At 60.8% G+C, this 23,889-nt stretch carries 19 protein-coding genes and 1 pseudogene; 13 read left to right on the top strand and 7 right to left on the bottom strand.

Annotated elements, in window-relative coordinates:
- Positions 1-540 (top strand): transcriptional regulator (locus KGB29_RS20715; protein ID WP_223616480.1); only part of this gene is annotated, 540 nt, incomplete at its 5' end.
- Between the two features lie 130 nt (positions 541-670).
- Positions 671-1,732 (top strand): RHS repeat-associated core domain-containing protein, encoded by a 1,062-nt coding sequence (locus tag KGB29_RS20710; protein ID WP_150814042.1) that lies wholly within the window; start codon positions 671-673, stop codon positions 1,730-1,732.
- 8 nt (positions 1,733-1,740) lie between these two features.
- On the opposite strand, the gene KGB29_RS20705 is transcribed toward KGB29_RS20710, so the two are convergent.
- Both KGB29_RS20705 and KGB29_RS20700 read right to left on the bottom strand, forming a co-directional pair.
- Positions 1,741-3,042, bottom strand: a complete 1,302-nt coding sequence (locus tag KGB29_RS20705) for an ATP-binding protein (protein ID WP_150814043.1) — start codon at positions 3,040-3,042, stop codon at positions 1,741-1,743.
- A gap of 4 nt (positions 3,043-3,046) precedes the next feature.
- Positions 3,047-3,748, bottom strand: a complete 702-nt coding sequence (locus KGB29_RS20700; protein WP_057714693.1) for a response regulator transcription factor — start codon at positions 3,746-3,748, stop codon at positions 3,047-3,049.
- Positions 3,749-4,041: 293 nt separating this feature from the next.
- On the opposite strand from KGB29_RS20700, the gene KGB29_RS20695 reads away from it, so the two are divergent.
- The 10 genes from KGB29_RS20695 to KGB29_RS20650 all read left to right on the top strand — a co-directional run bounded on the left by KGB29_RS20695 (position 4,042) and on the right by KGB29_RS20650 (position 16,223).
- Complete coding sequence (locus KGB29_RS20695) at positions 4,042-5,199, top strand: efflux RND transporter periplasmic adaptor subunit (RefSeq protein WP_150814044.1); 1,158 nt, start codon at positions 4,042-4,044, stop codon at positions 5,197-5,199.
- A gap of 15 nt (positions 5,200-5,214) precedes the next feature.
- Positions 5,215-8,313: an efflux RND transporter permease subunit gene (locus KGB29_RS20690; RefSeq protein ID WP_150814045.1), complete on the top strand. Its 3,099-nt coding sequence runs from the start codon at positions 5,215-5,217 to the stop codon at positions 8,311-8,313.
- Between the two features lie 192 nt (positions 8,314-8,505).
- On the top strand, positions 8,506-9,147 hold the full coding sequence (locus KGB29_RS20685; RefSeq protein ID WP_150814046.1) for a DUF1345 domain-containing protein: 642 nt from the start codon (positions 8,506-8,508) through the stop codon (positions 9,145-9,147).
- A gap of 76 nt (positions 9,148-9,223) precedes the next feature.
- Positions 9,224-10,063, top strand: coding sequence for an AraC family transcriptional regulator (locus KGB29_RS20680; protein WP_150814047.1), 840 nt, complete (start codon positions 9,224-9,226; stop codon positions 10,061-10,063).
- 53 nt (positions 10,064-10,116) lie between these two features.
- Complete coding sequence (locus KGB29_RS20675; RefSeq protein WP_150814048.1) at positions 10,117-10,725, top strand: LysE family translocator; 609 nt, start codon at positions 10,117-10,119, stop codon at positions 10,723-10,725.
- A 132-nt stretch (positions 10,726-10,857) separates the two neighbouring features.
- Positions 10,858-11,883 (top strand): LacI family DNA-binding transcriptional regulator, encoded by a 1,026-nt coding sequence (locus KGB29_RS20670; RefSeq protein ID WP_150814049.1) that lies wholly within the window; start codon positions 10,858-10,860, stop codon positions 11,881-11,883.
- Positions 11,884-12,065: 182 nt separating this feature from the next.
- Positions 12,066-12,848, top strand: a complete 783-nt coding sequence (locus KGB29_RS20665) for a sugar phosphate isomerase/epimerase family protein (protein ID WP_150814050.1) — start codon at positions 12,066-12,068, stop codon at positions 12,846-12,848.
- Positions 12,841-13,860: a sugar kinase gene (locus tag KGB29_RS20660; protein WP_150814051.1), complete on the top strand. Its 1,020-nt coding sequence runs from the start codon at positions 12,841-12,843 to the stop codon at positions 13,858-13,860. Before KGB29_RS20665 ends, KGB29_RS20660 begins: the two co-directional genes overlap by 8 nt.
- Before the next feature lie 71 nt (positions 13,861-13,931).
- Positions 13,932-15,224: an MFS transporter gene (locus KGB29_RS20655; RefSeq protein WP_057714686.1), complete on the top strand. Its 1,293-nt coding sequence runs from the start codon at positions 13,932-13,934 to the stop codon at positions 15,222-15,224.
- 21 nt (positions 15,225-15,245) lie between these two features.
- Entirely contained in the window at positions 15,246-16,223 is a 978-nt protein-coding gene (locus KGB29_RS20650) for a 2-hydroxyacid dehydrogenase (RefSeq protein WP_150814052.1), read from the top strand.
- A 175-nt stretch (positions 16,224-16,398) separates the two neighbouring features.
- On the opposite strand, the pseudogene KGB29_RS20645 reads toward KGB29_RS20650, so the two are convergent.
- From KGB29_RS20645 to KGB29_RS20630, 4 genes and pseudogenes are all read right to left on the bottom strand, one after another.
- Positions 16,399-17,182 (bottom strand): annotated as a pseudogene (locus tag KGB29_RS20645) (pyridoxal phosphate-dependent aminotransferase); the annotation flags it as partial.
- 182 nt (positions 17,183-17,364) lie between these two features.
- Positions 17,365-17,580 carry a hypothetical protein gene (locus tag KGB29_RS20640; protein ID WP_057714682.1) on the bottom strand — a complete coding sequence of 72 codons (216 nt, stop codon included), beginning with the start codon at positions 17,578-17,580 and terminating at the stop codon, positions 17,365-17,367.
- Between the two features lie 352 nt (positions 17,581-17,932).
- Positions 17,933-20,146 (bottom strand): autotransporter outer membrane beta-barrel domain-containing protein, encoded by a 2,214-nt coding sequence (locus tag KGB29_RS20635; RefSeq protein ID WP_191626116.1) that lies wholly within the window; start codon positions 20,144-20,146, stop codon positions 17,933-17,935.
- A gap of 383 nt (positions 20,147-20,529) precedes the next feature.
- Positions 20,530-21,717: a pyridoxal phosphate-dependent aminotransferase gene (locus KGB29_RS20630; RefSeq protein WP_150814053.1), complete on the bottom strand. Its 1,188-nt coding sequence runs from the start codon at positions 21,715-21,717 to the stop codon at positions 20,530-20,532.
- Positions 21,718-22,133: 416 nt separating this feature from the next.
- On the opposite strand from KGB29_RS20630, the gene KGB29_RS20625 reads away from it, so the two are divergent.
- Positions 22,134-22,493, top strand: coding sequence for a DUF6124 family protein (locus KGB29_RS20625; protein ID WP_150814054.1), 360 nt, complete (start codon positions 22,134-22,136; stop codon positions 22,491-22,493).
- Between the two features lie 131 nt (positions 22,494-22,624).
- On the opposite strand, the gene KGB29_RS20620 is transcribed toward KGB29_RS20625, so the two are convergent.
- Positions 22,625-23,761, bottom strand: coding sequence for a glycerate kinase (locus KGB29_RS20620; RefSeq protein ID WP_150814055.1), 1,137 nt, complete (start codon positions 23,759-23,761; stop codon positions 22,625-22,627).
- Positions 23,762-23,889 lie beyond the last annotated feature (128 nt).

The raw sequence follows: 23,889 nt of genomic DNA, 5'->3' as shown, positions 1-23,889 counted from the left end.
TCACCCGCCCGCCCCGGGCTCAATCGACGCTGGTTCCTGGCCGCCGCGGCCGGGCTGTTGGCCGGCGGCGTGCTGGCGGACCGTTTGTTCCTCGGCTGGCAAGCGAGCCGACAGTCACATAGCTGGCGCGGCCTGGTGGCCGATTACATGGCGCTCTATGTGCCGGAAACCCTGGATCACCTGCCCGGCGATGAAGCTGCCCAACGGGCACAACTGCGCACGATCGATGCGCGTCTGGGCCTCAACCTCGCGCCGGCAAAACTGAGCCTGCCCCGTGCCGAGTTCAGGCGCGCGCAAATCCTCGAGTACGACGGTGCACCCATCGCCCAGATCACCTACCTCGATCCGGCCCACGGCCCCATGGCGCTGTGTGTTACCCGCTCCAACAGCGGCAGCCGCCATTTCGCCCGGGAACAGCGGCGCGAGCTGAACATCGTGTATTGGGCCGACATGGAACACGCCTGGATGCTGATCGGGCACCAGCCGATGACGGACCTGGAGGAGATGGCGAAACTGTTGCGCGGGCGCTTGAGCCTGTAGCAAACGATGAACGCACCGAGGACGCTAGCGCTTGTTGAACTCAAGACCTAGCAGTTCTGATAGTGGGCAGCAACCGGGAAACAGTCGATGCTTGGGGTACGAATACTCAACCGTGCATGGAGCTCGGAAAATGCCTGCTTCCCCTCGCGAAACCGTGCTGTGCCGCTATCGCTATGATGCGCTGGATCGATTGGACAACAGCGCGCCAGCGGTCATGGACAGCCTTCAACGCTTTTACTGCAAAACCCGGCTGGCCACCGAAATCCAAGGCTCGGTGCGCAACAGTATTTTCCAGCACGAAGATCGGTTGTTGGCGCAACAGCGCCATGAAAACGCCCGGATCGACAGTTCGTTGCTGGCAACCGATCAGCAACGCTCAGTGCTCAATGCGCTCAGCACCACGGGACCGCAACCCGTCACCTACACGGCCTATGGTCACCGCTCCCCGGAAAACGGCTTGCTCAGCCTGCTCGGGTTCAATGGTGAACGGCGGGACCCGCTGACCGGGCATTATCCTCTGGGCAATGGCTATCGGCAGTTCAACCCGGTGACTATGCGATTCAACAGCCCGGACAGTTTGAGTCCGTTTGGGGACGGTGGATTGAATGGGTATGCGTATTGCGTGGGGGACCCGGTCAATCGGAGTGATCCGACCGGGCATTTTTCTGTTTTTCGCATTCTAATCGGAGTTTCTGTCACTGTTTCAGTGGGAGCCTTTGTTGGATCGCTCGTCGTAGAGGACAAGACGGTTCGTTTGGTGCTAGCAGGACTTTCAATTGCTGCGGCTGGAACTGGGTTAGGCGCAGTATTTTTGAAGTTTCGTCAGTCACGGCCTCCGAGATTGCAGCGGAGTGGTGAAGCTTCCCGGCAATCGGACATGCGTATGTCTGAGTTGACATCCGCCAGCAGAGATCCGGAGTACCCGCCGAACTACTGGTCTGCTTCACGATCTAACGGCCCCCCTGCCTACGTGCCCAGTGATCTCACTCCTCCACGGCCTGAATCCCCGCCTCCTCCCTACTCAGAAGTCGCCAGCTCAACAAGTGGACAAAACATCGGATCCCATAGTCTGGCATTGCAACCATCATCACTGCCGACCCGGTCGTTGACAGGCTCTCTGAGGGGAGAAAGTTTGTCGTCTTCGTCTTTGAGTAATACCCGGAGAAACGGGGATGTTCGCCGTAGCATTTAACTCCTGGCTCAGCCCAACGCCGGCAACCACAACCGAAACCTCGCCCCCCCAAGTGGCGAGGCTTCCACCGTCAACGTGCCGCCCTGGGCTTCCAGTGCTCGGCGGCTGATCGCCAGTCCCAGTCCGAAACCACCCGTGGCGCGGTCGCGGCTGCGGTCGAGGCGGTAGAAAGGTTCGAAGATCCGCTCGCGTTCGTCATCCGGAATGCCGATGCCATCATCGTCGACCCAGATTTCACAGCCACTGGCATAGACCTGCACACCGATCTGAATACGCTTCTCGCAATAGCGCATGGCGTTGCGCAGCAGGTTTTGCAGGGCTCGGGCGGTCAGGCGCGGGTCCAGGCTGAAGCGTTCGAGCTGGCCGTGGAGCAACACGTCGATGACGATTTGCGGAGACTCCATTTCTTCGTCGACGCTGCCGAGAATGCTGTCGATGAATTCATCCATCGACACTTCGACCTGCTCCGGCAGCCGCGCCGGGTTTTGCAGGCGGCTGTAGGACAGCAGCTCCAGCACCAATTCATCGAGTTCACGAATGTGCGCCACCAGGCTTTGCAAGCGCTCGCGGCTGGCCGCCGGCAAGTCGTCGGACAGGGCCAGCGCCAGGCCGAAATCCAGGCGCGTCAGCGGCGTGCGCAACTCGTGGGACACCGCATTGAGCAGGTCTCGCTGCTGGTTGAGCAGGTTCTCGATGTCGCCGGCCATGGTGTCGAACACACTGGCCAGGCTACCGATGTTGGAACTCGGGGAAATTTGCGTGCGCTCGCCCAAGTGGCCCTTGCCAAAGCGTTCGGCGGCGCCCTTGAGGCGCTCCAGATCACGCCAGTGCGGGCGCAGCCACAACAACAGGCAGGCGAGCATGGTCGCGCCGATCAGGACGTTGATGCTCCAGTACAACAGATTGACGTCCAGCGGATCCGGTGGCACGACCATTTGCACCACGGTGCGCTCATTCAGCGGCGCGACCGCCAGCGTGCGCCAGCCCCAGTCGCCCACGCGCACGACGTTCTCGCCGCGGCGCAAGCGCTGCTGTTCATCGGGCGTCAGGCTGCTGTCGTCATTGCTGCTGAGCACGATGTGCAGAGGCGAGAAGTCCTTGTCCATTTCAGCGGCCAGCGCCGGCCACTGTTCGGCCGGGACCCCATGGAACTGTTTGACGATCAGCGTTTGCAGCCCTCGCGAGTAATCGAGGTTGTAGGTGACAAAGCGCTCCTGGAACACCTTTACCACCAGATCCGGCACCAGATAGATCGCCGCGCTGAACGAGACGATGGTCACCAGGTACAAACGAAAGAGGATTCTGAACATCGGCTCAGCATTCCCACTCGGAACGGCTGAACAGGTAACCCTTGCCCCACACGGTCTTGATCTTGCGCGCCTCGCCGGCGTGGTCGTCGAACTTGCGTCGCAGCTTGGAAATCGCCACGTCCACCGAACGGTCGGTGCCATTGAATTCGATGCCGCGCAAGCGTTGCAGGATCTGGTCGCGGCTCAACACCTCTCCGGCATGCCGGGCCAGCACCACCAGCAGGTTGTACTCGCCGCTGGACAATTCCACCAATTGCCCGCGCCAGGTGACGGTACGCTCGGACAAGTCGATGCACAGGTTGCCCATCAGAATGCGGTCGTTGGCAGTCTGCGGCTCGCTGAGGCTGCTGCGGCGCAACAAGGTCCGCACCCGGGCCAGCAGCACCCGCGGCTCGCAGGGTTTGGTGACGTAGTCGTCGGCCCCCATTTCCAGGCCCAGGACCTGGTCGTGGCTGTCGTCGCGGGCGGTGAGCATCAGGATCGGCAGGGTCGCCGAATCGGCGCGCAGCAGGCGACAGACTTGCAAGCCGTCGAGGCCGGGCAGCATCAGGTCGAGGATCACCAGGTCCGGCGGATTGAGCCGCGCACGTTCGCGCACGTGGTCACCGCGGCCGATCACGCTGACGGAATAACCGTTGCGTTCCAGGTAACTGGCAATCAGTTCGGCGAGGGCGGTGTCGTCTTCGACCAGGAGGATGTTGGGCATGGGGTGTTTCCAGAAAGTACTTTGGCGTCTGCACCGGCCTCTTCGCGAGCAAGCCCGCTCCCACAGGGATTTGAGGTGACCACAAATGATATGAAAACCACCGGCCACTGTGGGAGCGAGCTTGCTCGCGATGGCAATCTATCCGGCGCAATAGAAATCAAGGACTGCAGGATATACGCCCTCACGCACACCTGAGTAAAACCCTTACACAATTTCACACAGCACCAACAAAGCTTCACCGCTACCCTCGCCTTCGCCCAGTAGGATGCTGGGGGTCTTTATTGGGGTATTACATGTCGAAGAATCTGCTTGCCAGGCTCAGCCTGATTGCACTGGCGTTGACACTGGGCGCGTGTGACAAGTCCTCGAATGCCGAGGAACAGGCGCCGCTGGCCACGGTTCGCATCGAGACCATCGAAGCGCGCCCACTGACCATCAGCAGTGAACTGAGCGGGCGGATTGCCGCACCGCGCATGGCCGAAGTGCGTGCCCGGGTGGCTGGCGTTGTCTTGCAGCGCACCTTCCGTGAAGGCAGTGACGTGAAACAGGGCGAAGTGTTGTTCCGCATCGACCCGGCGCCGTTCAAGGCTGACCTGGACAGCGCCGAAGCCGCGTTGCGCAAGGCTGAAGCCAACGCGTTCCAGGCCAGATTGCAGGAACAGCGCTACGCCCGGTTGATCGACGACAAGGCCATCAGCGGCCAGGACTACGACAACGCCCGGGCCAACGCCCGGCAGACCGCTGCCGACGTCGCCGGCAACAAGGCGGCGGTGGAACGCGCCCGGTTGAACCTCGGTTACGCCACGGTCACCGCGCCGATTTCCGGGCGTATCGGTCGCGCACTGGTCACCGAAGGCGCACTGGTCGGGCAAAACGAAACCACGCCCCTGGCGCTGATTCAGCAACTGAACCCGATTCATGCCGACCTGACCCAGTCCACCCGCGAACTCAACGAACTGCGCCGCGCCTTCCGTTCCGGCCAGTTGCAACAGGTCGGCCAGGACCAGGCAAAAGCCACGTTGATTCAGGATGACGGCAGCCTCTATCCGCTGCCGGGCAAAATGCTGTTCAGCGACATCACCGTCGACCCGGGCACCGGCCAGATCATCCTGCGCAGCGAGTTCCCCAACCCCGACCTCGACTTGCTGCCCGGCAGTTTCGTGCGCGTACGCCTGGAACAAGCGGTCAACCAGCAGGGCATCAGCGTGCCGCAACGGGCCATCCAGCGCGACAGCGCCGGCATCGCCCAGGTGCTGCTGCTCGACGCCGAACAGCGGGTCGGGCAGCAACCGGTCGAACTGGGTGCCGTGCAGAACGATCGCTGGATCGTCACCGGCGGCCTGAAGGCAGGCGACCGCATCGTCATCGAAGGGCTGCAGCACGCCCGCCCCGGCGAGAAAGTGCAGATCGACGACACCCCTCTTCCACTTGCCCAGGCGACTGGTCAGTAAGCAGGACGCTTTTTTATGCCGCAGTTCTTTATCGACCGCCCGGTGTTCGCCTGGGTGGTTGCCCTGTTCATCCTGCTGGCCGGTGCGCTGGCCATTCCGCAACTGCCGGTGGCGCAATACCCCGATGTTGCACCGCCACAAATCGAAATCTACGCCGTGTACCCCGGCGCTTCGGCGCAAACCGTGGACGAGAGCGTGGTCAGCCTGATCGAGGAAGAGCTCAACGGCGCCGATCACCTGTTGTATTTCGAATCCCAGAGCAGCCTGGGCAGCGCCACCATCAAGGCCACCTTCCAGCCGGGCACCAACCCGGAACTGGCTCAGGTGGATGTGCAGAACCGCCTGAAAGCCGTGGAATCTCGCCTGCCACAAGCGGTCATCCAGCAAGGTTTGCAGGTGGAGAAAGTCTCCTCCGGTTTCCTGCTGCTGATCACCCTGACCTCCAGCGACGGCAAGCTCGACGACGTGGCGCTCAGCGATTACCTGGCGCGCAACGTGATGAACGAGGTCAAGCGTCTGGACGGTGTCGGCAAGGCGCAGCTGTACGGCGCCGAACGGGCGATGCGGATCTGGATCGACCCGCAGAAACTGCTCGCCTTCAACCTGACGCCGGCGGACGTCAACACCGCCATCGTCGCGCAAAACGCCCAGGTATCGGCCGGCAGCATCGGTGACCTGCCAACCCGCACCACCCAGGAAATCACCGCGACCATTCTGGTCAAGGGCCAGTTGTCGACCCCCGAAGAGTTTGCCGACATCGTCCTCAAGGCCAACCCGGACGGCTCGACCGTGCGCATCAGCGATGTGGCGCGGGTCGAGATCGGTAGCCAGGAATACCAGTTTTCCACGCGCCTGAACGGCAAACCGTCCACCGCCGTCGCCGTGCAACTGTCGCCCGGCGCCAACGCCCTGAACACCGCAACCCTGGTGCGGGCGAAGATGGACGAACTCAAGCGCTATTTCCCGGCGAACGTCGAGTACTCGATACCGTACGACACCTCCCCCTTCGTCAAGGTCTCGATCACCAAAGTGGTCTACACCCTCTTCGAGGCGATGCTGCTGGTGTTCGCCGTAATGTTCCTGTTCCTGCAGAACATCCGCTACACGCTGATTCCGACGCTGGTGGTGCCGGTGGCGCTGATGGGCACCTTTGCGACAATGCTGGCGCTCGGTTTTTCGATCAACGTGCTGACCATGTTCGGCATGGTGCTGGCCATCGGCATTCTGGTGGACGACGCCATCGTGGTGGTGGAAAACGTCGAGCGGATCATGGCCACCGAGGGCTTGTCGCCCAAGGAAGCCACGCGCAAGGCCATGCAGCAGATCACCGGGGCCATCATCGGCATCACTCTGGTGCTGGTCGCGGTGTTCATTCCGATGGCGTTCATGCAAGGCTCGGTCGGGGTGATTTACCAGCAGTTCTCGCTGTCGATGGCCACCTCGATCCTGTTCTCGGCCTTCCTCGCCCTGACCTTGACCCCGGCCCTGTGCGCGACACTGCTCAAGCCGATTGCCAAAGGCGAGCACCACGAAAAGACCGGGTTCTTCGGCTGGTTCAACCGTCGCTTCGAACAACTGACCGAGCGCTATCAAAGTTGGGTGGCCTATGCGTTGAAACGTACCGGGCGCTACCTGCTGATCTACGGCGTGCTGCTGATCGGTCTGGGCTTGGCCTTCAGTCGCTTGCCCTCCTCGTTCCTGCCGGTGGAAGACCAGGGTTACACCATCACCGACATCCAGTTGCCACCGGGTGCGAGCAAGAATCGCACGGTGCAGGTGGCCGAGCAGGTTGAAGCGCACAACGCCGGGGAACCGGGCATTCGGGACAGCGTGGTGATTCTCGGATTCAGCTTCTCTGGCAGTGGGCAGAATGCGGCGCTGGCGTTCAGCACGCTCAAAGACTGGTCCGAGCGAGGCAGCGACGACTCGGCGGCTTCGATTGCCGACCGGGCCAACGTCACCCTCAGCCAGATCAAGGACGCGGTGACGTTTGCCGTACTGCCGCCGCCCGTGGATGGCTTGGGTACGTCCAGCGGATTCGAGTTCCGCCTGCAGGATCGCGGTGGTCTCGGCCATGAGAAGTTGATGCAAGCGCGCACCGAGTTACTCGCGGCAGCCGAAAAAAGCCCGATCCTGATGAACGTGCGCGAAAGTGCCCTGGCCGAGGCACCGCAGGTGCAACTGGTCGTCGACCGCAAGCAGGCCAATGCGCTGGGCGTGTCCTTTGCCGATGTTGGCGGCGTGCTGTCCACGGCCGTGGGTTCGGCCTACATCAATGACTTCCCCAATCAGGGGCGGATGCAGCGCGTCGTGGTGCAGGCCGAAGGCGACCAGCGCAGTCAGGTGGAAGACCTGCTGAAGATTCACGTGCGTAACACCCACGAAAAAATGGTGCCCTTGTCAGCCTTCGTACAGGCCAGATGGACTCAGGGCCCGGCGCAGTTGACCCGCTACAACGGCTACCCGGCGATCAGCATTTCCGGTGAACCGACCCCGGGCCACAGCACCGGCGAGGCCATGGCCGAGATCGAGCGGCTGGTGGCGCAAGGCCCGGCGGGACTGGGCCAGGAATGGACCGGGTTGTCGTTGCAGGAACGGTTGTCCGGCAGCCAGGCGCCGATCCTGCTGGGGCTGTCGCTGTTGATCGTGTTCCTGTGCCTGGCGGCGTTGTACGAAAGCTGGTCGATCCCCACCTCGGTGCTGCTGGTGGTGCCGCTGGGCGTGCTCGGCGCGGTGCTGGCCGTGACCTTGCGCGGGATGCCCAACGACGTGTTCTTCAAGGTCGGGCTGATCACCATCATCGGCCTGTCGGCGAAGAACGCGATCCTGATCATCGAGTTCGCCAAGAGCCTGTACGACGAAGGCCACGACCTGATCGACGCGACCCTGCAAGCGGCACGCCTGCGGTTGCGGCCGATTGTCATGACCTCGTTGGCGTTCATCCTTGGCGTGGTGCCGTTGGCAATCGCCACCGGCGCCAGTTCGGCGAGCCAGCAGGCCATCGGCACCGGGGTGATCGGCGGGATGATCACGGCGACGCTGGCCGTGGTGTTCGTGCCGGTGTTTTTTGTGGTGGTGATGAAGCTGGTGCGCAGGCGACATAAAGAAATTTAACAAACAACACCTACCCAATGTGGGAGCGGGCTTGCTCGCGAAGGCGGATGCTCAGTCGACATGGATGTTGAATGTGATGACCCCTTCGCGAGCAAGCCCGCTCCCACATTCGATTTCATTGGCCTAAGGATTGTGGTCACGATTGACCACGCTGGGCTATGGTGATTGCAAAGTACCAACCATCGAGTCTTCATGCCCTACCTCACCCACACCCACCCTCGCCTGTCCGCCGCCACGACGCTAGGTATCGCAGCGGGTATCCTGGTTCCGGCCGATTCGGTCATCGGCAAAATACTCATCGGCTGGAATGCCGGGGTCTGGACTTACCTGATCCTGATGTCCTGGCTCGTCGTGCGTTCGAAAGCGACTGATGTGAAACGCATTGCCGAAATCGAGGACGAGAACGCCGGGCTGGTGCTGTTCGTGGTGTGCGTTGCGGCAATTGCCAGTCTGGCAGCCATCACCCTCGAACTGTCCGGCGGCAAAGACCTGGAAACCACGCGCAAGCTCCTCCACTACGGCTTCACCGCGTTGACGGTGATAGGCTCCTGGCTGCTGATCGGGGTGATTTTCAGCGTGCATTACGCGAGGCTGTTTTACACCTGGGAAGGTAAGGAGCCGGCGTTGCGTTTTGCTGAAGGCCTGACAACGCCCAATTATTGGGACTTCCTGTATTTCTCGTTCACCGTCGGCGTGGCGGTGCAGACCTCGGATGTCGGCGTGGCCACTCGTGACTTGCGCAAGATCGTGCTGGCGCAGTCGTTGATAGGTTTCCTGTTCAACACGGCCATTCTCGGGTTCTCGATCAACATCGCCGCCGGGCTGTTCAACTGAAAGCTGCACAAACGTTCTAGTCACCACCCTCGGCGCGGCGTTAAATGGGTCGGTAAATCTGCCGTGCAGGTGCAGCATGACTTCTCACAACTGGCTCGATCTGGCCCAGGACGCCGATACCGGCATCGAGACCCTGCGTGCGCATTTCGAGGGCCATGCCTACGATCCGCACTGGCATGACAGCTATCTGGTGGGTGTCACCGAGCAAGGGGTGCAGCAATTCAATTGTCGACGAGCGAGACACCAAAGCACGCCGGGAAAGGTGTTTTTGCTGGAACCGGGCGACATCCACGACGGTGAGGCGCCGACCGCTGATGGTTTTACCTATCGCATGCTGTACCTCGACCCACAGTGGTTGCAGCGTGAGTTAGGCGCGGTGTTTGACAACGCGCCGGACAACAGCGAGTTGAGTTTCGCCAACACCCTGGCCAGCGATTCGCGCCTGACCCACGCCACCAGCCTTGCGTTTGAAACGCTGCACAGTGGTGAAATGAAGATCGTTCGCCAGACCGCGCTCGATGGCTTGCTCGAACGCCTCACCAGCCATCTGCACTGGCGCACTCGCTATGGCGAAGATCCGCGCCTGCCCCTGGTTGCGCAAAAGGCCCGGGACTATCTGCACGCCAACGCACAATACGACATCGGCCTCGACCAACTGGCCGCCGTCACCGGTGTCGACCGCTTTCGCCTGACCCGTGCGTTCAAGGCCGCCTACGGCATCGCACCTCACGCGTATCTGGTGCAGTTGCGCCTGGTCACCGCGCGTCGATTGCTGGCCCGTGGTGAGCAACCTGCAACCGTGGCCATGACATTGGGCTTTGCCGATCAGAGTCACCTGGGTCGCTGGTTCGTGCGCGCCTACGGTCTGACACCAGCGCTGTACCGCAAGCGTTGCTCAAATCTTCCAGACAGATAAGCGCCCGGCTTGTGAAGATCGACTTCAATGATCTTCACCGGAGTTTGCCTGCGATGCTGTCCTCTTTTCCGATGTTGCTGCCCTTTCTGCTGTTCGCCTTTGTGGCCTCGATCACCCCCGGCCCGACCAACATTCTGGTGCTGAGCAACAGTGCCCGATTCGGCTTGATGGCTGCCGTTCCGATCATTTTTGGTGCCTGTGCCAGTGCTGCGACATTGGTGTTGTTGGTGGGCACTGGTGCCGGGACTTCGCTGACCGAATGGCCTGCGCTGCAAACGCTCATGCAGTGGGCCGGCGTGGCATGGCTGAGTTATCTGGCCTGGCAAATCTTCCGCGCCCCGGTTGCCGCCATTGCCGCCGACAATGCCGAGAAGCGCCTCGGCTTGCTGGGCGCGGCGAGCCTGCAATGGATCAACCCGAAAACCTGGATGATGGCGCTAGCGGTGGTCAGCGTGTTTGCCGGGGTGGGTGAAGACCGGTTTGTGCATGTGATGTATTTGTCGTTGGCGTTTTTCCTGATCTCGCTGCCGTGTCTTGGAGCTTGGGCAGTGCTCGGCGCCGGCTCCAGTCGCTGGCTGCGTTCACCTCGTGCGATGCAGCGCTTCAACCGCTGCATGGGCCTGTTGTTGCTGGGTTCGGCGTGGTTGAGCGTGCTCGCCTGAGCTCCATTGGTCGTTTTTTGTCGGCCTGTGATTCATCGAACACTTGACGACGGATTCATTTCTGGTGTCTTCTGAAACCGGTTTCAGCGCCATGCGCTCTGCCTTATAAATCCAATAAGAAGGTTTCAGACCGTGAACGATTTCTCCGCCGCCCAGCGCAGCCGCGTGACCATGCTCGACGTGGCCGAACACGCCAAGGTCTCCAAGGCCAGCGTTTCGCGGTTCATCGGCGAAGACCGCGCCCTGCTCTCCGATGCCATTGCCCAGCGCATCGAACAGTCCATTGCCGAACTGGGTTATCGCCCGAACCAGATGGCCCGTGGCCTGAAACGCGGGCGCACCCGCCTGATCGGCATGCTGGTGGCCGATATCCGCAACCCATATTCGATTGCCGTGATGCACGGGGTGGAAACCGCCTGCCGTCAACACGGCTACAGCCTGGTGGTGTGCAACACCGATCGCGACGACGAGCAGGAACGCCAGCACCTGGCCCTGCTGCGCTCGTACAACATCGAAGGCCTGATCGTGAACACCCTCGGCCATCACCGTGACGAGTTGCATGAACTGCACCGGGAAATGCCTCTGGTGCTGGTGGACCGCAAAGTCGAACACCTTGAGAGCGACATGGTCGGCCTGGATAACCCGGCGGCTGTCGAGATGGCCCTTGCCCACCTTGAAGAACGCGGCTATCGCGACGTGCTGTTGGTGACAGAGCCGTTTGACGGCACCAGTTCGCGGATCGAGCGGGTCAGCAGTTTCAAGGCACAGATCGCAAAGCGCCCGGCCCTGCGCGGCACGATGATTGAGACCGGCAACGAACTGACTGCGCACCTGAAAAACTTCCTCGACACGCCAGGCCCCGGTCCGAAAGCGCTGTTTTGCGCGAACGGGATCGCGGCGCTGGCCAGCACTCATGCCTTGCGTGAGCTCAAGTGCAATCTGTTTGAAGACGTGGGGCTGATAGCCCTGGATGACCTGGATTGGTATCCGTTGGTGGGAAGTGGCATTACTGCCCTCGCCCAGCCGACCACCGAGATTGGCGCGAGTGCGTTTGAGTGTCTGCTCAAGCGGTTGCGGGGGGATGACGGGGCGTTGCGGACTCTGGATTTTTCGCCGCAGCTGGTTGTGCGGGGATCGACCCTTGGCGTTTTCAGATGACTGGGCTGGCCCCATCGCGAGCAAGCTCGCTCCTACAGGAATTTCTGGGGTACACAACATTTATGTACGACACAACACACTGTGGGAGCGGGCTTGCCCGCGATGAGGCCCGAAAGAACAACACATCACTCACTGATATTTTTTTGAACAAAAATGAAACCGGTTTCAGAGGTAGAAAAACAATGAATAAACCAGCCGTTTCCATCAGCCTGTCCAGCTACGGCGCCGATCTGGTGCGCCAGCGCGGCCAGGGCAGTTTCATCGCAGTACTGGCCGCCGCCGGGGCCACGCGCATCGAATGGCGCGAAGAGCTGCTGACCTTTGAGAACCCCGAGCACCTAGCCGACGCGACTCAGGCCGAGGGCCTGGAAAGCGTCTACTCATCACCGATGGAACTGTGGCTGGCCGGTCAATCCAGACCCAATCCCGAATTGCTGACAGCACTGCAACGCGCCCAAATGTTCGGCGCCAAATGGCTGAAAGTATCGCTGGGTTACTTCACCGACAACAGCGACCTGCAACGCCTCGCCCCCATGCTCGGCGAAAGTGCGGTGCAATTGCTGGTGGAGAACGACCAGACCCTGCACGGTGGCCGCATCGAACCGTTCCAGCGTTTCTTCAATGAAGTCGAGCAACACAACCTGCCGATCAAAATGACCTTCGATATCGGTAACTGGCAGTGGCAGGATCAGTCCGCCGCCAGCGCCGCGCGGTTGCTCGGACGGCACGTCGGTTATGTGCACTGTAAAGCGGTGACGCGCCGTACCGACGGCAAACTGGTTGCCATCCCACCCGCCGCCAGCGACTTGCAACAGTGGGAACACCTGCTGCGGCACATGGACCAAGGCGTTATGCGAGCCGCGGAATACCCGCTGCAAGGCGAAGACCTGGTGCAGCTGACAACCGAGCATGTCGCCGCCCTCGCCCACCTCGGCCAATCGTCGCTGGAGAACGCTCATGTCTGAGATCGATATCCTCTCGTTCGGCGAAACCATGGCGATGTTCGTTGCCGAGCAGACCGGCGACCTGGCCAGCGTCAACGCGTTCCACAAACGCATTGCCGGCGCCGACAGCAACGTCGCCATCGGCCTGTCGCGCCTGGGTTTCAACGTGGCATGGCTGAGCCGAGTCGGCGCCGATTCCCTGGGCCGATTCGTGATCGACACGCTGGAAAAGGAAGGCCTGGATTGCCGCCACGTCGACATCGACCCCGCGCACCCCACCGGTTTCCAACTCAAATCGCGCACCGACGATGGCAGCGATCCTGTCGTCGAGTACTTTCGCCGTGGCTCGGCGGCCAGTCACTTGTCGTCGCATTCGATCGTGCCCGACTTGCTCAAGGCCCGCCATCTGCACGCCACCGGCATTCCTGCGGCGTTGTCGGAAACGGCACGGCAGATGTCCTTCGAATTGATGACCCGCATGCGCGATGCCGGGCGCAGCGTGTCGTTCGACCCCAACCTGCGCCCGAGCCTGTGGGCCAGCGAGCGACTGATGATCACCGAGACCAACCGCCTCGCCGCCCTCGCTCATTGGGTATTGCCAGGGCTGAGCGAAGGTCGCCTGCTCACCGGCTTCGAAGACCCGGCCGACATCGCCGCGTTCTACCTCGACCAGGGCGCCGAAGCCGTGGCAATCAAGCTCGGCCCCCACGGTGCTTATTACCGCACGCATCTTGATCAAGGTTTCGTCGCCGGTGTACCGGTGCAAACGGTGGTCGACACCGTGGGTGCCGGCGATGGATTTGCCGTCGGCATGATCAGCGCACTTCTGGAAAACCACAGCTTTGCCGACGCCGTGCGGCGGGCCAACTGGATTGGCAGCCGTGCGGTGCAGAGTCGGGGGGATATGGAGGGGTTGCCCGGCAGATCCGAAATGTCCATTGAATTCGAGGGCGTCTTCGCGAGCAAGCCCGCTCCCACACTGGATCCAGGTCCGACACAAATCCCCTGTGGGAGCGGGCTTGCTCGCGAATAGGCCGGCACAGTCACTGAAGATCTAAACCGTTACCTGCTGCGACAAAAACAACAAGCTCAGGAGCATCACCCATGAAAACCGCAACGCTCGCCACCCGCCGCTGGTGGTACATCATGCCCATCGTGTTCATCACCTACAGCCTGGCGTACCTCGATCGCGCCAACTACGGTTTTGCCGCCGCCTCCGGGATGGCCGCCGACCTGATGATCACACCGGGCCTGTCGTCGATGCTCGGCGCGCTGTTCTTCCTCGGTTACTTTTTCTTCCAGGTGCCGGGGGCGATCTACGCGCAGAAACACAGCGTGAAGAAACTGATTTTCGTCAGCCTGATCCTCTGGGGCAGCCTGGCGACGTTGACCGGGATCGTCTCCAACGCCTACTGGCTGATCGTCATCCGCTTCATGCTCGGCGTGGTCGAAGCCGCGGTGATGCCGGCGATGCTGATCTACCTGTGCCACTGGTTCACCCGTGCCGAACGCTCAAGGGCCAACACCTTCCTGATCCTCGGCAACCCGGTGACCATGCTGTGGATGTCGGTGGTCTCGGGGTATCTGGTGCAGCATTACAGCTGGCGCTGGATGTTCATTGTCGAAGGTTTGCCGGCAGTGCTCTGGGCCTTCATCTGGTGGCGTCTGGCGGATGATCGTCCGTCCCAGGCCAAGTGGCTCAACGATCAGGAAAAACAGGATCTGGAAAGCGCACTGGCGGCCGAACAGGTCGGCATCAAAGCAGTGAAAAACTACGCCGAAGCGTTTCGCTCACCCAAAGTGATCATCCTCGCGCTGCAGTTTTTCTGCTGGAGCATCGGTGTCTACGGTTTCGTGTTGTGGCTGCCGTCGATCCTCAAGGCCGGCGCGCAGATGGACATGGTCGAGGCCGGCTGGCTGTCGGCGCTGCCTTATCTGGCGGCGGTGATCGGCATGCTGCTGGTGTCCTGGGGTTCGGACAAACTGCAAAAGCGCAAACGCTTCGTCTGGCCGCCGCTGCTGATTGCCTCGATTGCTTTCTACGGCTCCTACGCGCTGGGCGCCGAACACTTCTGGTGGTCGTACACCCTGCTGGTGATTGCCGGTGCGTGCATGTATGCGCCGTACGGTCCGTTCTTCGCGATCATCCCGGAAATCCTACCGGCCAACGTCGCGGGCGGTGCCATGGCGCTGATCAACAGCATGGGCGCGCTCGGTTCGTTTGGCGGCTCTTATCTGGTCGGTTACCTGAACAGCTCCACCGGTTCGCCCGGCGCATCCTATCTGTTGATGAGCGGTGCGCTGATGCTTTCGGTGGTGCTCACGGTGTTCCTCAAGCCCGGCGCCAGCGACCGGGAGCGGCCCACGGTAGCGCGCCCCCTCACGGCTCATTCCTGAATTGAAGTTGAGATCACGAAGATGAAAAAGCAGGTCGTCCTGTACAAGAAACTCTCGCCGCTGCTCATGGCTCGCCTGCATGAGCACACCGATGTGACGCTGATCGACAACCTCGATGCCGAAGGTCTCGGCAAACTGCGCGACGCCCTGCCCCATGCCCACGGTCTGCTCGGTGCCAGCCTGAAACTCGATGCCGAACTGCTGGATCTGGCGCCCAACCTTGAAGCCATCGCCAGCGTTTCGGTGGGCGTCGACAACTACGACATCGATTACCTTACCGAGCGGCGCATCCTGCTCAGCAACACGCCGGACGTGCTCACCGAAACCACCGCCGACACCGGTTTCGCACTGATCCTGGCCACTGCGCGGCGCGTGGTGGAGTTGGCGAACATGGTTCGCGAAGGCCAGTGGACCCGCAACATCGGCCCCGCACATTTCGGCAGTGACGTACACGGCAAGACCCTGGGCATCATCGGCATGGGACGCATTGGTGAAGCGTTGGCCCAGCGCGGGCATTTCGGCTTCGGCATGCCGGTGATCTATCACAGCCACTCGCCGAAACCGGCGGTCGAAAAACGGTTCAACGCGCAATACCGCAGCCTGCCCGAACTGTTGCAGCAAGCGGATTTCATTTGCCTGACCTTGCCGCTGACGGCCGAAACCGAAGGGTTGATCGGTGTCGAGGAATTTGCGCTGATGCGCCCGGAAACCATCTTCATCAATATTTCCCGAGGAAAAGTCGTGCATGAAGCGGCGTTGGTCCAGGCGTTGCGCAGTGGACAGATTCGCGCGGCGGGGCTGGATGTGTTTGAGCGCGAACCGTTGAACCTTGATTCGCCGTTATTGCATTTGAACAACGTGGTGGCGACGCCGCACATGGGCTCGGCGACTCATGAAACACGGGAAGCCATGGCCCGCTGTGCGGTGGACAACCTGCTGGCGGCGCTGGCGGGTGAGCGGCCGGAGAATCTGGTGAACATACAGGTGTGGAAAGCCTGAGAGATTTGTTGCCTGTAAGTAACCATCGCGAGCAGGTTCGCTCCCACAGGAGATCTGTGAGCGCCACAGATCAAATGTGGGAACGAGACTGCACGCGATGAGGCCAGAAAAGGCAATGCAAATCCGCCAGGCCCACCGGGCCATCAGCTATTCCGCGAGTTCCCGCTAATCCACCACCAAGCCGAACGAAATGCGCCATCGCGCTCGCCCCGAACGCCTCACCGGCCAGTACCGACAAGCAACAACCTACCAGCAGCCGCTCCGCGAAGTGCTGGGCAGACAACCCGATCTGAAGCACATCGGCCATCACGAACATACCACCAACCGGCTGAATCGCCCGGATACCCGGATAATGGTTCAAGCTCGCACACACCAGATCACGGCGCTGGCGATACTCTTCGCGCATCAACGCCACTTCCGGCAGATTTTCATCCAGGTCCATCTACGCAGCGTTCTGAATGAAATCCGGAATGCCGAACAGCATGAAAACGACAAATTCACCAGACGCTCGGATATAAGTTTCGGTCCGATCACCCATCCCACTCGCCAACCGCTCATGGTGTGGGATTTCGAAAGGTCATTGATCGTCGCCATACGCTCGGCCATTCCCGGCAAACTCGCCGGGCTGCTGGACCTCATATAGCAAGTCGCTGTAGACCTCGTCGCTGATTAGCCACAGGTCATAACAAATTCACAGCGACGCCAGTCCAGTCCCAGCCAGACCTTCAGCGGAAAATTGCCGCCGAAAGCATTGTTCGGACTTTTGAGCAAAATGGCACTGGTCTGGGGGGGGGGGTAATCAGTGCCACCACGTCCACCGAGGCGACCTGAAAGCTGTTCTCCAGACGTTCCGCCACCGGCACCACTTTCGCTCCGCAAGTGCCGATCACTTCATCACCCAGATCGAGCAAGGCTTGCACCAGCATTTACAGCGCGCACTGCACCCTCGGGAAGGCAAGGCAACCCGACTGTCGTCCACGGAAAACACCAAACTACGAAACGCCCACTGAATGATTTACCCACCTGTTACATCGACCAGGCAGACTCTCAAAGTGCAAATACACCCTGGCATCTACGCTGCGGCAATCAACCTGAGGCCATTTACCTAAGGAAGGTAGGCTCGTTCAATGGGCGTTTTTTTTCAGTCGATGTTGAGATTCTTCAGTCGAGCCAATCCCTGTTTTATATGGCCCGCGTTATCACCAATTGCCTCCAATGCTCCTCGAACATTCCCTCCGATCTCAGCTGAGCCCCGCTGCTCCACCCAGACTGTCAGCTCCATCAAAGCCGCCTCTAAGGCCAACTGGTTGTGGTAAATCCTTTCAAGAACTTCCAATAATGAATAGTCTTTCGCCATAATTTCGACTCCTTCGAAAAATTCAAACATAGCAGCGGCGCTTGCTTGAGTAGCCAACAGAATGGGGACGCCCCAGTGGCCGTGTTTTACAAGAGCGGCTATTCAGTACCTTTTCTTTTCATTGCGCGTGGTTTGCTAGTAAACCGAACGGTCTGATGCTTTCGGGAGGTATAGGCCTCCATAGCTCGCAGGTGTTGTGCTTCGCCAAGTGCCAGACACAGGAAAAAAAAATAGCCGCCGAAGTCCGGCCGTTCAATGAAAACTCAATCTCGCATCGCCGGCTGGTTACTGTCACTCAGATATTGGCCAGCCGGTGGATTAGTTCTTTGCACGCCACACTACCGGCGTATGGTCACCATTTATAGCGCGCTCCCATATTGGCTCCCCACGATTGTTCGATCTTGTCGCCACTGCTGTAATCAAGGTCCAAATGCATGGAAACCTTGTCAGTCACCGCCATGGCCACGCCCGCGCCCAACTCGCCACGAGAGCCCGACAGGTCGGTACTGAAACGGTTGTCATTGACCTCGACATCGCTATTCTTGGCAAACTCGTGTACGTACGCGGCACGCAGGTACGGCTGGACCGTTTTACCTTGCGCCCAGGTAAAGTTGCGACCCACCGTGGTACCGACTTTACCCAGCAAGGAATGAACACGATCACCTTTGGCGGCCAGGCCGTTGTCCAGGTCGTAATCGGCGCCATCGATCATCACACCGGACAGTTGAGCGTAGGGCTCGACAAAGTAGTCATCCGCCAGCTTGATGTTTCGCCCAAACTCCAGCGACGCACCGATGCCGTCAGTGTCGTAATTGCCCTTGGTTTTCTTGCCGTCGCTGAGTCGAACGTCGGATTCGTTCTGGAACCGGTTGTATTTGACGACACCGTCGAAGTAATAGCCGCTCTGCGCGTCCAGCCAGGTGGTATAGGCGCCCAGGTAGTAGCTGTCGACTTCACCGCTCGTGCCACGGCTCATGTCCAGGTCGGACTGGCTGTAACCGCCCAGCACACCGACCAGCCATTGCCCGTCGCCCATGGGCAGCGGCGCATCGGCACCGAACGAAATGCCTTGCTGGGTTTGCTTGTAGGCCACGCTGGCGCTGTCACTCACGTTGTATTTATTGCCATAGGCACGGATCCAGCCACCGGCCTTGCCCTGATCCATGCGCACCTCGCCCATGCGGGTGCGCAACGTGCTGAGTTCACCGTACCAGACCGTCGGGGCCGCGTTGAACAACGCCATGACCGATTGTGTACCAGGGCTGATAGCCCGTGTGGCCGTGTCCAGGACCCAGTCGTTGTCGCCTTGTTTGATCAGGTCGTAGGAAAACGCCCCGAGGTCCACGGCACCACCGGCCAAGGCAAAGGTGGCGTCACCCGAGCCGATACTCACCACGGCCTTGGAGCCTGCCCCTACCGGTTCAGTGCCCTGGCTGTCGAGGGCGACAAGATGGTTGCCACTGGCATTGCCAGACACGGTCAGGGTATCCACCTGCCCAGTGGTGAAGTCGTTGTGCATATAGAACGTTCCCCCCGTACCCGACAGGGTTTCCACGGAGAGATTGAAATACTGCCCAGGGTTGCCGAACTGGACGCCACCGCCGTCGAGCGAAAGATTTTTGACACTGCCATCATCGACCATCACCCAACGCGCAGCGTTGTTGACCGCCAGGTTCTGAACGTTTTCCAGGCGCCCGGTCAGTGTTGCAGACTGGTCGAGCAACACGTCGGCACTGCTGCCGTCGGCCACGACGATATCGCCGACCAGATGGCTGTTGTTGACGTTGAAATTAGCTGCAGAACCGTTGGTGACTTCCAGCAGCGTGCCGTTTCCCCCTTTCAACGTAGAACCGTTTGTGACCGTGATATTGGCCCGCTCGGTGTTGGTTTGGGTTTGGCCGTTGACAATAATGGCCGAGCCACTCAGGCCCTCGACATGGGTCTTGTCAAGAATCAGGGCGTTGTTCGCTGGCAGGTCGCCCGCGGTGAACAGGCTGACACCATTGCGCCCGCCGACGATCGTGCTGTCAGTCGCCTGCACCTTGCCGCCGAAGCTTTGAATACCAATGCCGTCAGCGTTGCGGGCGGTGACTGTGGTGCCGGACTCCAGCGTCAGCTCCGATTGCGCACTGAGGCTTGCACCAAACTGGCCGCCGGTGATCTCGCTAGCGCTGACCCGTGCAGTGGAGCCACCGTTGACCGTGGCGATCAGACGCAATCCAGTGCTATCACTGATGACCCGACTATTGGTAATGGTCGCCTCACTGGTGGACAGCTCAATGCCGTTCCTTGTACCCAAGGCCGTCGCCGTCATGCCGTTGAGTGAAAGCTTCGACCCCTTCTCGGCACGAATCTGGTTAGTGGCGGCACCGTTGGCCGTCAGACTGGAACCGCCTCGCACCAACCAACTGTCCTGCGCCGTGGTTTCGTTGATGGTTCTGGAACCGCCATTTTCAATCGTTGAAAGTGCCAGCGCGCACGGGCTGATCAACAGCATCGGCGCAAAGGTGGCAAGCTTGAGCTTGCGTGCGAGCGGCGAAAATGAAAAGGAATGTCTGACGTACATAAGGTCGCTCCTGAGTCTGTCGGCTATCGGCAAAAACTCCACCTGCCGGTGCTTTTTCAGATCGTGTATCTGATGGGGCGGCAATCCTAAGAAACTTCCTACGTCAGATATGTAGGAGTAATCCGAAACAACACTGGAATACTCCCTGCCACCTACGTAGCCGATATTCACAAGTGTTGAGCCAGAGTCCACGCGGGCGGCAAACATCCGAATCGGCGCTTCTTCGCGCAGCAGGCCGAACTGACCTTGGGCGGATTAAACGCTCATGAAAAAAAAAGCGATACTGTCAAAGTTGACAGGTGGGTGCCGATTCCCTGCGCAGGAAGGATGGGGGGCGCAGGGTTCAAAACGGTGAAGAAGAGCTCAAGACCGCGACGAAAAAATCAGGCCCGCCGCCCTTCAAGCATATTCGTCACACACATCACGATACGTCGGCAGGCGTCCGCCAGCTTCGGCCGGTCCACCACCAGACCGATGCGAATGTGCCCCGCCGCACTCGGCCCGAAGGCTTCGCCGGCCAGCACCGACACGCCATAACCGTCCAGCAGCCGCTCGGCAAAATGCTGGGCGGACAACCCGGTCTGGCGCACGTCGACCATCACGAACATGCCGCCATCGGGGCGAATTGCCTGGATGCCAGGGCACAGATTCAAACTGGCGCACACCAGGTCGCGACGCTGGCGATATTCCTCGCGCATCTGCGCCACGTGCGGCAGGTTTTCATCCAGCGCCAATTGCGCGGCGTTCTGGATGAAATCCGGAATGCCGAACAGCATGCACAACGACAGATTCACCAAATGTTCACACAGGGAGTGCGGCCCGATCACCCAACCCACCCGCCAGCCACTCATGGCGTGGGATTTCGACAGGCTATTGATCGTCGCCGTGCGTTCGGCCATGCCCGGCAAACTCGCGGGGCTGATGTGCTCGCCCTCGAACAGCAACTCGCTGTACACCTCGTCGCTGATCAACCACAGGTCATGGCGAATGCACAATGCGGCCAGCGCTTTCCAGGCCGTCAGCGGCAGGCTGGCGCCGGAGGGGTTGTTCGGGCTGTTGAGCAACATCGCGCGGGTGTTCGGCGTGATCAGTGCCGCGACATCGGCCGGATCGACCCGAAAGCCGTTCTGCGAGCGCACCGGCACCGGCACCACTTTCGCCCCGCAGGCACCGAACACACCTTCGTAGGTCACGTACATCGGCTCGGCGACGAGCACTTCGTCCCCCGGGTCGAGCAGGCATTGCGCAACCGAATACACCGCGCACTGCGCCCCGGGGAATACGATCACGTGCTGCGCATCCACGGCCTGGCCGCTGCGCCGGCGATGATGGCGGGCGATGCTGTCGCGCAAGCCTTGGCTGCCGCGCACCGCCGGGTAGTGCGTGTCGCCGGCCAGCAAACTGCCAATCGCGGCCTGGACGATGGGTTGTGGGGTGTCGAAATCCGGGTCGCCGATCGATAGCAGCAAGACATCGACACCCTGCTCGCGCAGCGCCAGCGCTCGATCGTGAATCTGCCAGGCCGCCGCTCCGTCACCGGCGATTCGTTGGGTCAAGGCTGAGTAGCGCATGGCGTTCTCCTGTCGCGCGTATTCCTGGCCACAACCCTATCTCAAATCGCGCAACACGGCACCTCGCGAGCGCGTGTTTAATGGTGTTTAAGGTTACTTCATGAAAGCCACAGGACCTTGCGCCGTTGCCTACGCTTGCGCCAGAATCCGCCGGCTTGTGCGCCTGGGGGGGCCATCGGTAACTTGATTCGTGTCACTGCTCATCAGTGATCGGGTTTAGTCGCCCGGTGGTTTTCTAGTGAAGTGCACAAGCTCTGTCAGTCAGGCATTCCCATGCTTGCACTTGATGGTAGCTGTGCGCAGGGCGCCTTCGGACGCGCCGGTTTGCTAGATCCCCGGTCGACTAACCTGCCTACAGCTGCCTCCCCTTTCGCTCAGTCGCAAGAGGGGTGGCACTCCACAATAGGATCTAGCTTATGTTCAAAGTCACACCCAACCCGCCGGACACCGATTCGGTTTCCCCGTACGAACCCGATTCAAAAAAGCTCAACGAAGCCGCCGAACGCGCCCTCGCCTTTCACTTCCCCTCGATCGCCGATATCAAAGCCACGCCGCGTACTCCCGGCACACTGTTCACCGTGAACCCAGAAGCCACGACCGAAACCCTGATGGTTTACCTGGTGGAAACGCTGGCCTCAGTCGACGTGATGGTTCACCAGTTGGTGGATCATCTGGACGGCGGATCGCGTAATGCGCTGCTGGGGATTTCCAACAGCGTGATGCTGGCGGAGATCGCGGCGAACCGGGTGCTGGATCAGATTGATCCGCCTGAATAGTCCGCCAACACTCAAAAAACCTGTGGGAGCGAGCTTGCTCGCGATAGCGGTATGTCAGTCAGCATTGATGTCGCTGACACACCGTCATCGCGAGCAAGCTCGCTCCCACAGGGATTGGGGTGTTCGAAAGGTCAGCGACTGGCCAGCCGCCAAACCCGCGCCACATCGGTCACCCGCTCACGCAACAAGCGCGGTGCTTCGGCACAAGCCTGCTCCAGGGTCATCGGCCCGCTTGCCAGGGCAAACGCGGCGTCGATACCGTGCTCGTACAGTGCCTGATAGCCCTCGCCCAACGTGCCAGCGATGACAATGACCGGCACGCCGTGTTCCCGGGCGACCCGCGCCACGCCAAACGGCGTCTTGCCGCGCAGGGTTTGCGCATCGAAACGCCCTTCACCGGTGATCACCAGATCGGCGCCTGCAACGGCGTCGGCCAGCCCCACCAGTTCGGCAACCACCTCGACCCCGGCCGTAAATTGCGCACCGAGGAACGCCTTGGCGGCAAACCCCAGGCCGCCCGCCGCGCCACTGCCCGGCTCGTCGCGCACGTCGTTGTTCAAGGCTCGCGCGCAGTGGTCGGCAAAGTGCCCCAGGGCGCGGTCCAGTTGCTCGACCTGCACGGGCGAGGCGCCTTTTTGCGGGCCGAAAATCGCCGAGGCACCGTGGGGTCCGCACAGCGGGTTGTTGACGTCGGCGGCGATGTCGAAGCGCACCTGGGCCAGGCGCGGATCAATCTCGCTCAGGTCGACGCGGGCCAATTGCCCAAGGGCGAGGCCGCCCGGTGATAGGGTCTGCCCCTGGGCGTCGAGCAATTTCACGCCCAAGGCCTGCATGGCACCGGCGCCGCCGTCGTTGGTCGCACTGCCGCCAATCGCCAGGATCACCCGTTGCGCTCCGGCATCCAGCGCGGCGCGGATCAGTTGCCCGGTACCGAAGGTGCTGCTGATGCACGCATCCCGTTGAGCCACCGGGACCAACTGCAAACCGCTGGCTTCGGCCATTTCGATGATTGCGGTGTGGCTCTGGGGCAACCAGCCCCAAGCGGCTTCCACGGTGGCCCCCAGCGGCCCGCGAACCAGGGTGCGGCGCTGCTGGCCTTCGCACGCGGCCAGGATCGACTCGACAGTCCCTTCCCCGCCGTCGGCCATCGGGCATTTGATCAGTTGGGCATCAGGCCAGACCTGCGCCAATCCCAATGCAATGGCATCGGCCACGCCTTGAGCGCTGAGGCTGTCCTTGAACGAATCGGGGGCGATCACGATTTTCATGGGAATTCTCCAGTTCCAATGCCCACATGCTGCCAGCCGCCATGAACAATAACGCCGGGCCGCTGCACAAGCGGTGTTGAGGATTATTGTTCATTTCCACAAAACCCGGCGGGAGCGGCATCGTCCAC

Origin of the sequence: Pseudomonas sp. BF-B-30, from assembly GCF_019956305.1 — a bacterium.
GTDB classification, from domain to species: Bacteria; Pseudomonadota; Gammaproteobacteria; order Pseudomonadales; family Pseudomonadaceae; genus Aquipseudomonas; species Aquipseudomonas jessenii.
The sequence above is the reverse complement of the archived record's forward strand: the minus strand, read 5'-3'. Positions and strand labels throughout refer to the sequence as shown.